Annotated in this window: 11 protein-coding genes; 6 read left to right on the top strand and 5 right to left on the bottom strand. The window is 70.3% G+C overall.

Annotated features, from left to right (window positions below; all coding sequences use genetic code 11):
- A partial coding sequence (locus ACH4KB_RS28120; protein ID WP_398068653.1) for an IS630 family transposase occupies window positions 1–449 on the top strand: 449 nt, incomplete at its 5' end.
- A gap of 987 nt (window positions 450–1,436) precedes the next feature.
- Here ACH4KB_RS28120 and ACH4KB_RS28125 read toward each other — a convergent pair.
- Together ACH4KB_RS28125 and ACH4KB_RS28130 are read right to left on the bottom strand one after the other, a co-directional pair.
- Complete coding sequence (locus ACH4KB_RS28125) at window positions 1,437–2,981, bottom strand: recombinase family protein (protein WP_398068654.1); 1,545 nt, start codon at window positions 2,979–2,981, stop codon at window positions 1,437–1,439.
- Between the two features lie 68 nt (window positions 2,982–3,049).
- The gene (locus ACH4KB_RS28130; protein WP_398068655.1) at window positions 3,050–3,472 is read right to left on the bottom strand and encodes a secondary thiamine-phosphate synthase enzyme YjbQ; all 423 of its coding nucleotides are present in this window, start codon (window positions 3,470–3,472) and stop codon (window positions 3,050–3,052) included.
- 92 nt (window positions 3,473–3,564) lie between these two features.
- Here ACH4KB_RS28130 and ACH4KB_RS28135 point away from each other — a divergent pair, with 92 nt between their 5' ends.
- Together ACH4KB_RS28135 and ACH4KB_RS28140 are read left to right on the top strand one after the other, a co-directional pair.
- Entirely contained in the window at window positions 3,565–3,648 is an 84-nt protein-coding gene (locus tag ACH4KB_RS28135) for a putative leader peptide (protein ID WP_350692898.1), read from the top strand.
- A gap of 604 nt (window positions 3,649–4,252) precedes the next feature.
- Window positions 4,253–5,422, top strand: a complete 1,170-nt coding sequence (locus ACH4KB_RS28140; protein ID WP_398068806.1) for an NAD(P)-binding domain-containing protein — start codon at window positions 4,253–4,255, stop codon at window positions 5,420–5,422.
- A gap of 22 nt (window positions 5,423–5,444) precedes the next feature.
- On the opposite strand, the gene mltG is transcribed toward ACH4KB_RS28140, so the two are convergent.
- The 3 genes from mltG to ACH4KB_RS28155 form a co-directional block, all read right to left on the bottom strand.
- Window positions 5,445–6,305: an endolytic transglycosylase MltG gene (gene mltG, locus ACH4KB_RS28145; RefSeq protein WP_398068656.1), complete on the bottom strand. Its 861-nt coding sequence runs from the start codon at window positions 6,303–6,305 to the stop codon at window positions 5,445–5,447.
- A gap of 422 nt (window positions 6,306–6,727) precedes the next feature.
- A complete protein-coding gene (locus ACH4KB_RS28150) occupies window positions 6,728–7,339 on the bottom strand; it encodes a hypothetical protein (protein ID WP_398068657.1) in 612 nt (203 codons plus the stop codon).
- Window positions 7,340–7,429: 90 nt separating this feature from the next.
- Window positions 7,430–9,250, bottom strand: coding sequence for an ABC transporter ATP-binding protein (locus tag ACH4KB_RS28155; protein ID WP_398068658.1), 1,821 nt, complete (start codon window positions 9,248–9,250; stop codon window positions 7,430–7,432).
- A 114-nt stretch (window positions 9,251–9,364) separates the two neighbouring features.
- Here ACH4KB_RS28155 and ACH4KB_RS28160 point away from each other — a divergent pair, with 114 nt between their 5' ends.
- From ACH4KB_RS28160 to ACH4KB_RS28170, 3 genes are all read left to right on the top strand, one after another.
- Window positions 9,365–9,880 (top strand): MarR family winged helix-turn-helix transcriptional regulator, encoded by a 516-nt coding sequence (locus tag ACH4KB_RS28160; RefSeq protein ID WP_398068659.1) that lies wholly within the window; start codon window positions 9,365–9,367, stop codon window positions 9,878–9,880.
- Between the two features lie 47 nt (window positions 9,881–9,927).
- On the top strand, window positions 9,928–12,873 hold the full coding sequence (locus ACH4KB_RS28165) for an FAD-binding and (Fe-S)-binding domain-containing protein (protein ID WP_398068660.1): 2,946 nt from the start codon (window positions 9,928–9,930) through the stop codon (window positions 12,871–12,873).
- 262 nt (window positions 12,874–13,135) lie between these two features.
- A complete protein-coding gene (locus ACH4KB_RS28170; RefSeq protein WP_398068661.1) occupies window positions 13,136–14,620 on the top strand; it encodes a Gfo/Idh/MocA family protein in 1,485 nt (494 codons plus the stop codon).
- Window positions 14,621–14,658 lie beyond the last annotated feature (38 nt).

Here is a 14,658-nt window from a genome sequence, read left to right on the forward strand (position 1 = left end):
GCCTGTTCGCCGCCCTGGACATCGCCTCCGGCTCGGTGATCGCCCAGCACTACCGCCGCCACCGCCACCAGGAGTTCCTCCGCTTCCTGAAGGTCGTCGACGCCGCCGTCCCCCAGCACCTCGAACTCCACCTGGTCCTGGACAACTACGCCACCCACAAGACCGAGCCGGTCAAGAAGTGGCTGCTTCGACACCCTCGCTTCCACCTGCACTTCACCCCCACCTCCGCGTCCTGGCTCAACCTCGTCGAGCGCTGGTTCGCCGAGCTGACCAGCCGCAAACTCCGGCGTTCGGCCCACCGCAGCGTCGTCGAACTCGAACGCGACATCCGCGGCTGGATCAACGAGTGGAACAAGAACCCCAAGCCGTTCGTGTGGACGAAACCCGCCGACGAAATCCTCGACACCCTCGCCGCATACTGCACACGAATTAACGACTCAGGACACTAGGCGCAGTACCGGATCGACTGTCTCCGCGGTCGATCCGGCCCGCGACCGTGGTCGTGGAAGGGAATCCTTTGAAGTCAGACTGTCCGCTGTCTCATCTGGTCGGACGATTGTCACGCTTGGAGCAGAGGAGGCTCTACGCCCTTCCCTCAAGTCTGCGAGGCTCGCGCTATGCGGCCAAGTCGAATAGCGCTGCGGTGTCTCCCCAAAAGAGGCGTTGCCCTACTGGTTGAGCAAGAGCCACCTCAACGCCTGACCGCGTGCGGACGTCCGCCCGACGAAGCTGAACCTGTGCCCCCACCACCCCATCCCGCCAAGCACCGCTGCGAACAAGATCTCGAAGCCAAAGACTCAGCGCCCAGGATGTCGACCGCATGAAAACAGGTCCGATCTCCGGCACGGCCTGAAGGCTGAACAGGAACGCCGCCTGCGGAGCCTCTCCTCGGCTGATATGCATGATCGACTTACGGCAGATACCGCCGAAGTGGCAGCCGCAGACGCATCCGTACCGCTCGCTCGATCCAGCGTCTCCGCCACTTCGACAAGGACACGACTCACCCACTCCCTCCTCGATTCCCGCTCGGCCGATAAGCACGGCATCTGCGTCTGTGATTCGCACCATTACCTCGTCGACCAAGAGAGTCCGTCCCAACTCGCCCGATTCGACAGCACCGAGACATCGTTCCGTCGGCAATGCCTCTGCGATCGCTCGGTCAATCTGCCGATCGCAGGACTTGATCAACCACTGCACACCGGAGGTGGTCTTCTCGACCTTCAGTTCTGCCACTGCCTTGTCTCGCATCCACCGCTCCCCCGTTTGAGTCACATCACTCACCTCGTCGCTGTACATCACGCCGAGAGAATCCCGGATTAGGTCGGCTTGCACCGGCCGACATCAGCCTGTATGGATGCATGTCGCTGATCGACCGCCGACAGCCCGACGATGACTCCCCCGGACAGCGCGCTCAGCGCCACCCAGGCGCGCCTTCCCTAAAGCAGGGCCATCGGGTCCTGTTCGGGACCGTGGAGGAAACCGGGCGCCCAGCGAACGGGAGCACTGGCCGGGAAGAGCGTCACCCGTACGCCGAAGTCGATCAGGATTTCCTTTCGCGCCTGTACATCCGCAGCACGGAACCAACGGTCGGCGACCGTCTCGCCGGTCGGCCGCCGGACCATGCCAGGCGCCCGCCGCGGCTCAGCCTCCAGAGCGGCCAGCTCCCGCCCCAGCGCGGCATACCGGTCCCGGAACCACGCGGCGTCGTCCGGGGCGTCGTACAGCCCGGCTTCACGGTCGGCTCGCAGCCGTTCACGGCTGGCTCGGGTCTCGACCACGCGCTCCGCGATGCCATTGCCCGGGTCGTACACCGTCTCGTAGATCATGCCGTCACCCAACTCTCGGAGGAACCAGTCCTCGACGTAGGCGTCAAGAAGATGAGCGTTGATGAGCGGTGCGGGGCGGCAGTGCTGCGCCTGAAGCCAGCCCTTGTTCCGCGCCGTACATGTGTAGCGCGGTGGGGCGTCCTTCGACGTCTGGGTGTAGAGACGCGTATGGCACTGCCCGCACAGGGCGACCGTGGTCAACAGGTATTCGCGGTTGGATCGGCGGATCCAGGGAGCCTTTCGGGACAGGATGGCGCTCCTGAGCGCCTCGTGTGTGGCCCGGTCCCACAGCCCCTCGCAGAGCCGTACGGGGTGACCGTCCTCCCTCCCCAGGACGGGCTTGTTGCGGTGCATCAGGTACCCGAGGGTCGCCTCTGACAGAAGGATGTTCTTCAGGCTCTGGGGAGACCACGGACGGCCCCCCGCCGGCTTGCCGTACATCACGGCCAGGTGATCCGCAGGTGAGAGTTCCCCGGCGCGATTGAGACGCGCGGCCTCGCTACTGCAGGTGACGTTGTCAGGATCGGCCAGGATGCGGCGGGCGACGTTCCGCAGTACTTCCGAGGCATGCGGATGCAGTTCGACCTGGTCGATCTTCCCTCCCATCACCTTCCGGACGTACTGGCAGCCGTACGACGGCTTGCCTTTCGGGCGGCCGGCGGCGCGGGTCTTGACGGTGGCGTCACGGTTCCTGCGCTGGATCGCGCGCAGTTCCATCTGCGCACCCCAGGCTTCCATGGTGAAACGGTTCTCGTCGGCGGGGTCGTCGAGGTTCCAGGCACCGTCGTGCCCGTACGTGACGAGCATCTTCTTCTCGTCCCGCATCTTGTAGCCGGTGTTCAGGCAGTCGACGACGTTGCGGCCGAGCCGGTCCACCGCTGCCGCTACCAGGCCGTCGTACGGTCCCCTCTCGTCACGGAGCCACGGCCCCAGACTGGGACGGGTCACGGGATCCGTGGCGCCGGAGACCTCCCAGTCGTCCGCCCAGCCGATGATGTGGGCCCCGACGGAGGCGGCGGCAGTGAGCACGTTCTCGCGCTGGCGCTCAGGCGAAGACGTCGCCAGCTTCACGCGCGACAGTCGCCGCACTCCGAGCAGGCACTTGCCGCATCCGTCGTAGGGCCGTTCGATCGTGTTGAGGTCCGTACCGCGCATTTCTTCTCTCCGTTCGAGCGCGCATCGTACGGAGAATCGGCGGCCACGCCCCCGCTGAACGATCTTGGTCAGCTGAGGAAGCTCAGACGAACCTGACGGTTGTCTTTAGAAACGTTCGTGTCCACCAGGCAGACCGACTGCCAGGTGCCCAGCTCCAGCCTGCCGCCGATCACCGGCAGCGTGGCGTGGGGCGGGACCAGGGCGGGGAGCACGTGGTCGCGGCCGTGGCCGGGGCTGCCGTGGCGGTGTTGCCAGCGGTCGTCGGCGGGCAGCAGGCGGTGGAGGGTGGCCAGCAGGTCGTCGTCACTGCCCGCGCCTGTCTCCAGTACGGCGATGCCGGCCGTGGCATGGGGGACGAAGACGTTGAGCAGCCCGTCGCGGCCGGGCGCGGTGCGGGTGAGGAACTCCTCGCAGGCGCGTGTCAGATCCGTGATGCTCTCGGACGTACCCGTGGTGATGTTCAGGACCGTGGTGGTGAAGGAATCGGACATGCCTCCATCTTCGCCCCACAGGCGTGAGATGACGCGTCCATGCCCCGAGACACCCATGACCGTGTCTCGACCGGATGACTACATTGAGCGCCATGTTCCGATCGGCCCTGCTCACCTCTCGCGGTCACATCGACCTGCTGCGAGTGGCTTCCGCCGCGTGTCGTCGCGGCTGCTGACGTTCTCTCGGCGGCTTCTGGAGAGTCTTCTACCGCATGGCTGTACGCCTGCGGCACTCCGTCGCTCGCTCTTCCTAGTCGCGTAGGCGCATGGTCGCGTAGGCGCATGGCCGCGTCCGGGCCCGTGCCGCACGGCGACCGCTGAGCACTCCGCGACCTCTCCCGCCTTCCGCCGCCGCCCTCCGGTAGGTGAGGGCGCGTGAGTTCGGAGTGCCCCGGCATGCTGGAGATCGCGCCGAATCTCTGGGCGGGTGGCGGTCTGGTGCGCGGCGGGGCCGGGACCGCGCTGGTGGGCGGCCATGCCGGGGTCGCGGACCAGATCGAGGAGTACCACGCGCTGGGCGTGGAGCACTTCGTGCTCTCCGGGTATCCGCATCCGGAGGAGGCGTACTGGTTCGGCGAGGGGGTCGCCCCCGAGCCGGCCCGGCACGGGCTCCTGCCGACCGTGCCCGCGTCCCCGCTGCCGGGTGCGAACGGCACCGGGCCCCGGCCCACCATGGCTCCGGGTGGAGCGCCCCTGCTGGTCGCAAGGGGCGCTGAGCCTCGCGGTGCCGCTTGTCGGGGGCCCGGGAAGATCCCGGACCCCCGACGAGTTAGTAGAAGCGTGAACATTTCTGGGGTGCGTGAGCTGGACGTGGTCGTGATCGGCGCGGGTCAGGCGGGGCTGTCCGCCGCCCACCACCTGCGCCGCGTCGGACTGGAGCCGGACGTCGGCTTCGTCGTCCTGGACCACGCGCCCCGGCCGGGCGGCGCGTGGCAGTTCCGCTGGCCCTCGCTGACGTACGGCAAGGTCCACGGGATGCACGCGCTGCCGGGCATGGAGCTGACCGGAGCCGACCCCGACCGGCCCTCGTCGGAGGTGATCGGCGCGTATTTCGCCGCGTACGAGGAGCGCTTCGGGCTGCGGGTGCACCGCCCGGTGGAGGTGAGCGCCGTACGGGAGGGGAGCGGCGGGCGGCTGCTGGTGGAGACGTCCGAGGGGACGTACGCCCCGCGGGCCCTGATCAACGCGACCGGCACCTGGGACCGGCCCTTCTGGCCACGCTACCCGGGTCAGGAGACGTTCCGGGGGCGGCAGTTGCACACGGCGAACTACCCGGGGCCGGAGGAGTTCGCGGGGCAGCGCGTCATCGTCGTGGGGGGCGGCGCCTCCGGTACGCAGCATCTGATGGAGATCGCCGGGCACGCGGCCAACACCTTCTGGGTGACCCGGAGCGAACCGGTCTTCCGTGAGGGGCCGTTCACCGAGGAGTGGGGGCGGGCGGCCGTGGCGATGGTGGAGGAGCGGGTGCGCAGGGGGCTGCCGCCGCGGAGCGTGGTCAGCGTGACCGGGCTGCCGATGACCGATGCGGTGCGGCGGGCCCGGGAGCAGGGGGTGCTGGACCGGCTGCCGATGTTCGACCGGATCACGCCGAGCGGCGTGGCCTGGGACGACGGTCGGGCAGTCGAGGCCGATGTGATCCTGTGGGCCACCGGGTTCCGGCCCGCCGTGGACCACCTGGCACCGCTGAAGCTGCGCGAGCCGGGCGGCGGCATCCGGGCCGAGGACACCCGCGCCGTACGCGACAGGCGTGTCCATCTCGTCGGATACGGTCCGTCCGCCAGCACCATCGGCGCGAACCGCGCGGGCCGCGCGGCGGTCCGGTCGGTCATGCGGCTGCTGAAGGAGACGGGCGAGGAGCGCGGCGAGGAGCGGGCGCACCGGGAGGCCGACGGCGGGCGGACGGACCGGGGGACCGGGGCGGTCGTCGCCGTCCCGGTCTCCGGGAGCTGAGCGCACCGCGGGCGGAGGCCCGTCAGCTCGTGGCGGCGGACGCGCGGGCGCGGTTGAACTCCTCGACGTTCTTCTGCTGCTCGTCGTAGCTGTCGGTGAAACGGGTGTCGCCGGGGCCGACCGTGACGAAGTACAGCCAGGGTCCGGGCGTGGGGCTCACGGCCGCGCGCAGCGCCTCCTCCCCCGGGTTGCCGATGGGCGTCGGCGGCAGCCCCTTGGCCAGGTAGCTGTTGTACGGGCTGTCCAGCTGGGTGTCGGCGGTCGTCGTGTCCAGGGTGGAGCGCTTCAGGACGTAGTTGATGGTGGAGTCCATCTGCAACGGCATGTCCTTGAGCAGCCGGTTGTAGACGACCCGGGCCACCTTGCCCATGTCGGACGCGGTGTCGGCCTCGGCCTGGACGATGCTGGCGATCGTGATCGTGTCGTAGACGGAGACGTTGTTGCGCTGGGCTCCCGCCGTGACATGGTCCGCTCCGAAGTGCTTGCGGGCGGTGTCCGCCATGTAACGCAGCAGGCCCGCGGGCTCGGTCGCGGCGTCGAGCGGATAGGTGGCCGGGAAGAGGTATCCCTCGGGGTTGCCCTCGGCCTGGGCCGGCAGAGCGAGGTCCACCGTCGTCGCGGCCTTCCGCGTGCTGCCGGGCTTCAGGCCGAGCGCCTGGTCGACGGCCTCGTACACCTGCGAGGCGCGACGGCCCTCGGGGATCATCAGGGTGCCCTGCGGGCGCGCCTTCTCGGGCCCGCCCCCGTCCGATCCGGTCAGGGCCAGAGGGATCAGGACGGCGGCCGACACGACGAGCAGGGCGACGGCGGCCAGGACGACCTTTCCGCGACGGGTCGGGCGGAGTCTGCGACGGGGCCGGGCGTCCGGGGACTCGTTCACCATGCGGGCACGGTAACCCGGGGCGTCGGCCTCGGCCGGTAGCTCGGCCACGGCGTCGGCTCCGGCGACACGAACGCCGTACCGGGCCGGCCAGAACGTACGACATACAAAACACACGGCATACGGAACACGCGAACAGGGAATCGGGTGTTCGCTGGAACGTGTGATCGTCAGTGGATTCGTTGCTGTTCACCCGTCCGGGGGGTGATGATTGCAGAGCGCAGTCAACGGGCTGCAGACCGCTACTGCGCAGTCCCACAGATGCACCACGTACAAGGAGAAAGACCAGATGAACTTCCTGACCAACCTGCTTGCCGGCGTCGTCCACTTCGTGGGTTGGCTCGTCTGACCATTGCTCCGCCCGGCGCCGCCGCTCCCCGTCCCACGGGAGCGGCGGCGCCGCCGCGTGTGCGGCGTCGGCCGCTTCAGCCGTTCGCAGCCGCCGGTCCGGTGAAGGGCGGCAGTGCGGTGAACCCGGGATCCACGGTCACCGCCGTCGCGAGGGTGTCGAGCGTCCGGCGGACCCGGGTGAGCGGGTGGTCCGGGAATTCCGCGTCCCACTGGGCGTGGTCCGCCGCGTGGAAGGGCAGCCCGCCCTGGACCTCGGGGGCGTAGGGATGCGGCCGGAAGTACTGGTCGGGGCCGAGCCTGGCCATCACCACGGCTTCACGCATGCCCGTCATGCCGCGCTCCGCCGCCTGGATCTTCACCACGGTGCTGCACCCGGCACGCGGCACGGTGAAACTGCCGATGAACGCCTGTCCGCTGCGCTGTCCCGGCAGCGGCAGTTTGAGTATCTGGCGCAGGGCGGGCAGCTTACCCAGCCGCTTCACCGACGCCTCGATGAGTCCGCCGCCGGCCCGGGCGGTGAAGTGGGTCAGACCGTGGCGCAGGGCGGGGCCGTCGTCCAGCGCGGCGGGCAGATCCGGCGGCAGGTCGAAGAAGTGCAGTGACAGCACATCACCGTGGTCGTTCAGCCAGGTGTCGGTATCCACGGTCCGGTAGCCGGGGAGTTCCACCCCGAGGAGAGCTCTCATGCGCGGCGATCATGCCGTACGCGCGTCGCGCCGGTGACCTCAGGGCTGTCTCATCACCCTGGCGCCGGGGCCCGCGGACCTGCCGGCCGGTCAGGGGGCCGGAGCCGGGGCCGGCTGGGTGTCTCGGCGGATCAGGGCGGCGTAGCGGCCGTCGCGGTCGAGCAGTTCCTCGTGCGTTCCACGCTCGACGGCCCGGCCGTTCTCCAGGACGACGATCTGGTCCGCGTCGCGGACGGTGGAGAGGCGGTGCGCGATGGTGAGCGTGGTCCGTCCGGCGGAGAGGGCGTCGATCGCCTGCTGCACGGCCTGTTCCGTACGGGTGTCGAGCGCGCTGGTCGCCTCGTCGAGGATCAGCACCGGCGGGTCGCGCAGGATCGTGCGGGCGATGGCGAGGCGCTGCTTCTCACCGCCCGAGAAGCGGTAGCCGCGCTCGCCGACCAGGGTGTCGTAGCCGTCGGGCAGGGAGACGATGTGGTCGTGGATCTGCGCCGCGCGGGCCGCGGCCTCGATCTCCGCCTCGGTGGCGTCCGGTTTGGCGAAGCGCAGGTTGTCGGCGACCGATGCGTGGAAGAGGTAGGTCTCCTGGGAGACGACACCGACCGCTCGGGCGAGGGTGTCGAAGTCCAGATCGCGAACGTCTACCCCGTCGAGCGTGACCCGGCCGCCGGTGACGTCGTACAGCCGGGGCACGAGGTAGCTCAGAGTGGACTTGCCGGAACCGGTGGATCCGACGACCGCGAGGCTGCCGCCGGCGGGAACGGTGACGTCGATGCCGGTCAGCGTCGGGCCGTTCTTCTCGTCGTAGCTGAAGTCGACGTCCTCGAAGGCGATCTCGCCGCGGATCTTCTCCAGCCGAACCGGCTTCTCCGGTTCGGTGATGTCCACCGTGAGGTCGAGGTACTCGAAGATGCGCTGGAAGAGGGCGAGGGAGGTCTGCATCTGCACACCGGTGGAGAGCAGGCTGACCGCCGGGCGGAACAGCCCTTGCTGGAGCGTGACGAAGGCGACCAGCGTACCGATGGAGACGGCGGCCGCTCCGGACGCGAAGGTGAGACCTGCCGCCCAGTAGATGACGGCGGGCATGGCGGCCATCACGATGCCGATCGTCGACATCCGCCAGCGGCCGGCCATGCTGGAGCGCACTTCGAGGTCGACCAGGCGCTCGGACTCCTCGGCGAAGCCCCGGGTGAGGGAGTCGGAGCGGCCCATCGTGCGGCCGAGGAGGATGCCGCTGACCGAGAGGGACTCGGTGACCGTGGCGGCCATCGCGGCCATCTGTTTCTGGCGCTGGGTGGTGATCCTCTTCCGCTCCCGGCCGACGCGCCGGCTGATCGCGACGAAGACCGGCAGCAGGAGCAGCGAGACGACGGTGAGCCGCCAGTCGAGGGCGAGCATGGCGACGACGGTCGCGATGACGGCCGTGAGGTTGGAGACCAGCGAGGTCGCGGTGGAGGTGACCGTCGCCTGCATACCGCCGATGTCGTTGGCGATGCGGGACTGGACCTCGCCCGTGCGGGTGCGGGTGAAGAAGGCGAGCGGCATCCGCTGGAGCTGGGTGTAGACGGCGGTGCGCAGGTCATGCATGACGCGCTGGCCGACGGTGGTCGAGATCAGGGTCTGGAGCACGCCGAAGACGCTGGTCATCACGGCGGTGAGGACCATGCCGAGCGCCAGCAGGGTCAGCAGGCCCGTGCGCCCCTGCGGGATCGCGGTGTCCAGGATCTCGCGCAGTAGGAACGGGGAGGCCACCGACACCAGGGAGGACGCGCCGACCAGCAGGCCGACGACGGCCAGCCGGCCGCGGTAGGGGTGGAAGAGGCGGAGGATGCGGCGCACCTCGGCGGGCGGCCGGTCGGTGGCGGCGGTGCGGGCATCGGGTGGGGGCGCCCACGTGGGCTCGTCGGGCTTCATGGGCTCCTTCGTCGGGCATGAGGCGTGACCGGGCGGACCCGGCCCTCGCACATGGAGAGCTTAGCTCATTGTTACCTATACTCACAATGAACAAGGTCCTGATATTGTTCCCGTATGGACGCCCCCGATTCCCCCGGTCCGCTCGGCTCCTCCCGCCCGACCGGCTCGACCGGCTCGACCGGCTCGACCGGCTCCCCCGACACCGACGGCATGCTGGCCGAGCAGTTGCTGCGGCTCACCCGCCGGCTGCACCGCATCCAGAGCCGCCAGCTGGAGCCGATCGGCATCACTCCGGCCCAGTTCCGGCTGCTGCGGACGGTCGCGGGCTACGAGGCGGCCCCCCGGATGGCGGATCTCGCCCAGCGCCTGGACGTCGTTCCGCGCGCCGTGACGACGCTGGTCGACGCCCTGGAGGCGAGCGGCCGCGTGCGCCGCGCACCGGATCCCGACAGCCGCCGGGTGGTCCGCGTCGAGATCACGGACGAGGGGCGCGCCACGCTGCGGTCCCTGCGCAGCGCGCGCCGGGCCGCCGCAGAGGAGATCCTGGCCCCATTGACCGCCGATCAGCGCGAGGTCCTCGGCGGGCTGCTGTCCGCCCTGGTCGACGGCATGCCGGAACGCCACTGCTGAACACCGCGCCTGCGGGACACCCCTGAGCCGCCGAGGAGATGGCCGACATGCCGCTGCTGGAGCCCGACCCGGAAGCCCTGCGCCCCGGAACCGCACGGGAACCCGCCCCCGACCGTGTCACCGACCGCAGTGCGGGCGGCACCCCGGAGCCGCTGCGCCGCGAGCTGACGGCCCTGCTCGGCGCCGACAAGGTGCTCTGGAAGATCTCCGACCTCGTGCGGTACGCCTCCGACGCCAGCCCCTATCGCTTCCTCCCCCGGGTCGTGCTGGTCCCCGAGGACCTCGACGACGTCTCCGCGATCCTGTCGTACGCCCACGGCAAGGGCCGTCACGTGGTCTTCCGGGCCGCGGGCACGAGCCTCAACGGCCAGGCGCAGGGCGAGGACATCCTCGTCGACGTACGCCGCCACTGGACCGGCGTCGAGGTACTGGACGACGGGGCGCGGGCCCGGATCGGGCCGGGGACGACCGTGCTGCGGGCCAACATCGCCCTCGCCCGGTACGGCAGGCTGCTGGGCCCCGATCCGGCCAGCGCCATCGCCTGCACCGTCGGCGGGGTCGTCGCCAACAACGCCTCGGGCATGACCGCGGGCACCACCCGCAACAGCTACCGGACGCTCGCCTCGCTCACCTTCGTCCTGCCGGGCGGCACCGTCGTCGACACCGCCGATCCGGCCGCCGACGAGGAGCTGGCCCGCGCCGAACCGGAGCTGTGCGCGGGGCTGATGGAGCTGAAGGCGGAGATCGAGGCGGACGAGGGGCTGACCGCCCGCATCCGCGCCAAGTACACGATCAAGAACACCAACGGCTACCGCCTGGACGCCTTCCTCGACGGGGCGACGCCGGTGGGGATCCTGCGGGGGCTGATGGTCGGCTCCGAGGGCACGTTCGGCTTCATCTCCGAGGTCGTCTTCGACACCCTGCCGCTCGACCGGCGGATCTCCAGCGCCCTGCTGTTCTTCCCCTCCCTCACCGCCGCCGCGGCCGCCGTGCCCCGGTTCAACGAGGCGGGGGCCATCGCCGTGGAGCTGATGGACGGCAACACCCTGCGCGCCTCCGTCAGCGTGCCGGGCGTTCCGGCGGACTGGGCCGCGCTGCCCCGGGAGACGACCGCGCTGCTGGTGGAGTTCCGGGCCGCCGACGAGGCGGGCCAGGAGGCGTTCGAGCGGGCGGCCGACGCCGTCGTCGCCGGCCTGGACCTGGTCGTCCCCGCGGTGTCGGTGACCAACGCCTTCACCCGGGACGCCGGGACGATCGCCGGGTACTGGAAGGCCCGCAAGGCGTTCGTCACGGCGGTCGGCGGGTCCCGGCCCTCCGGCACCACCCTGATCACGGAGGACTTCGCGGTGCCCCCCGCCCGGCTGGCGGATGCCTGCGGGGCGCTGCTGGGGCTCCAGTCCCGGCACGGTTTCGACGCCGCCGTGGCCGGCCACGCCGCGCACGGCAATCTGCACTTCCTGCTCGCGTTCGACGCGGCGAAGCCCGCCGACGTCGAGCGGTACGACGCTTTCATGCAGGAGTTCTGCGCGCTGGTGGTGGACCGTTTCGACGGATCGCTCAAGGCGGAGCACGCCACCGGACGCAATATCGCGCCCTTCCTGGAGCGGGAGTGGGGGCCGCGCGCCACCGAGTTGATGTGGCGGACGAAGCAGGTCATCGATCCGGCCGGGGTGCTCGCTCCGCGCATCGTCCTGGACCGGGATCCGCGGGCCCATCTGCGGGGTCTGAAGACCATTCCGAAGGTGGAGGCGGTCGCCGACCCGTGCATCGAGTGCGGCTTCTGCGAACCGACCTGCCCCAGCGAGGATCTGACGACCACTCCGCGCCAGCGGATCGTGCTGCGCCGGGAGATGATGCGCCAGGTGGACGGCTCACCGGTCGAGGCCGGTCTGCTGGACGCCTATGGGTACGACGCCGTGGACACCTGCGCCGGGGACTCCACCTGCAAGCTCGCCTGTCCGGTCGGCATCGACACCGGGGCGATGATGAAGGGCTTCCGGCACCGCAGGCACACCCCGCGCGAGGAGCGGATCGCCGCGCTGACCGCGAAGAACTTCCGCGTGGTGGAGGCCTCGGCGCGGCTGGCCGTGGCGGTGGCCGACGCGGTCGGCGAGCGGGTGGGCGACGGTCCGCTCGGGGCCGTGACGCGGCTCGCCCGCAAGGCCGTCAGCCCCGACCTCGTACCGGAGTGGCTGCCCCGGATGCCGGGGGCGGCGGCCCGGCGGCTGCCGCGTACGGACCGGGTCGGGGCGAGCGCGGTCTACTACCCGGCCTGCGTCAACCGCATCTTCGCCGGGCCGGACGGCCGCCCCGGCCTCTCCCTGGCCGAGGCGGTGGTCGCCGTGTCGGGGCGGGCCGGGAAGCCGGTGTGGATCCCCGAGGACGTCGCGGGGACGTGCTGCGCGACGATCTGGCACTCCAAGGGGTACGACGCGGGCAACAGGATCATGGCGAACCGCATCGTGGAAGCCGCCTGGGGCTGGACGGCGGGCGGGGCGCTGCCGCTGGTCGTGGACGCGTCCTCCTGCACGCTCGGCATCGCCGAGGAGGTGGTGCCCTACCTCAGCGAGGACAACCGGGCGCTGCACCGTGAACTGACCGTCGTGGACTCGCTGGTGTGGGCGGCCGACGAACTGCTGCCGGAGCTGACGGTCTTCCGCACCGCCGATTCGGCCGTCGTGCATCCGACCTGTTCGATGGAACACCTGGGTGACGTGGGGCAGTTGCGCGCGCTGGCCGAGGCATGCGCGGACGAGGTCGTGGTGCCGGACGACGCGGGATGCTGCGCGTTCGCGGGCGACCGGGGGATGCTGCACAAGGAGTTGACGGATGCGGCGACGGCCGAGGAGGCGGCCGAGGTCGGCCTCCGCGCCTACGACACCTATCTGTCGGCGAACCGGATGTGCGAGATCGGCATGGAACGGGCCACCGGAAAGCCCTACCGCTCGGCGCTGATCGAGCTGGAGCACGCCACCCGGCCGACCCTCCGCTGAGCACCCGACGTCGGGCGCCAACGCCCCTCCCGACGTGCACATATGAGCGTTCCCGGGCCCCGATTGGTTGCACCAGTCGGGGCTTCGGCGTGCCGTGAAGAAAGTCCATGGTTTGAGGACGAGAGTCCAAATACTTCTCTTGCGCACCGTCAGCCTCACCCTCCAGGGTCCTTACCGAGACCCGGCCCCCGCGCTCGTCATCCGTACGGGGACCGGACGCGCTCGCGCACCGTCTGAACCCCCAACCCCACCTGGAGGCTCGATGAACGACGACGCCCGGCCCGCACCGGAACCGCAGGACATGCCCCCGCACGGCGGCGCGGCCGACGAGGCAGCGCGGCAGGATCCCAGCCGCCGTTCGGTGCTGTGGACCACGGCGGGTGTGGCCGGCGCCGGACTCGGCCTCGGCGCACTGGGCACGGGGAGCGCGTCGGCCGCCGAGGCGACCGCCCCGCAAGCCCTCTCCGCCGCGGAAGCGGCCGCCGCCGCTCCCGCCCGGCAGGGCCGCACCATGGCGGGCGTCCGCTTCGAGGGGCGCTCCACGATCCGGGTCGGCATCGTGGGCCTCGGCAACCGCGGCGGCAGCATGATCGACCTGTTCCTCGCCGTACCGGGCGTCCAGGTGAAGGCGGTCTGCGACCCGGTCCGGGACAAGGCGGAGAAGGCCGCGGCCAAGGTGACGGCCGCCGGTCAGCCCGCACCCACCGTCTACGCCAAGGGCGAGGACGACTACGAGAACCTCTGCAGGCGCGGGGACCTCGACTTCGTCTATGTGGCGACGCCCTGGGAGCTCCACTTCCCGATGGCGAAGACGGCGATGCTGAACGGGAAGCACGTCGGCGTCGAGTGCCCGATCGCCATGCGGCTGGAAGAGCTCTGGCAGCTGGTGGACCTCTCCGAGCGCACCCGGCGGCACTGCATGCAGCTGGAGAACTGCTGCTACGGCAAGAACGAGATGCGGGTGCTGCGCATGGCGCACGCGGGTCTCTTCGGCGATCTGCTGCACGGGGCGGGCGCCTACAACCACGATCTGCGCGAGCTGATGTTCGACCCCGACTACTACGAGGGCCCCTGGCGCCGGCTGTGGCACACCCGGCTCCGCGGTGACCTCTACCCCAACCACGGGTTCGGCCCGGTCGCCAACTACATGGACGTCAACCGGGGCGACCGGGCGGTGAGCATCACGAGCATCGGCACGCCCGCCCTGTCGCTCGCCGAGTACCGGAAGGAGCACATGCCGGCCGGCGACCCCAGCTGGAAGGAGTCGTACATCGGGGCCGACCGGACGATCAGTCTCGTACAGACGGCCAAGGGCCGGGTGATCCGGCTGGAGCACGACGTGTCGTCCCCGCACCCCTACTCCCGTATCAACAGCCTCGGCGGTACGCGGGGCGTGTTCGAGGACTACCCGGAGCGCATCTACCTGGAGCCCGCGAACACGAACCACCAGTGGGACGACTTCAAGAAGTACGCCGAGTGGGACCACTGGCTCTGGAAGGAGCACGCGAACCCGCCGGGCGGGCACGGCGGCATGGACTACATGATGGTCTTCCGGCTGATGCAGTGCATGCGGCTCGGCCTGGTCCCCGACTTCGACGTGTACGACGCGGCGGTCTGGACGGCGCCCGTACCGCTGAGCCATCTCTCCATCAAGGCCAAGGGCGCGCCGCTGCCGATCCCGGACTTCACCAGGGGCGAGTGGAAGAAGGCACGGTCGGGCATGGACTCCGAGAAGCCGGCGGAGTGACGTCCCGGGGTCCCGGGGCCGCAGGGGCCCGGGACCCC

The organism is Streptomyces sp. NPDC017520 (genome assembly GCF_044329855.1).
Taxonomy (GTDB): Bacteria; Actinomycetota; Actinomycetes; order Streptomycetales; family Streptomycetaceae; genus Streptomyces.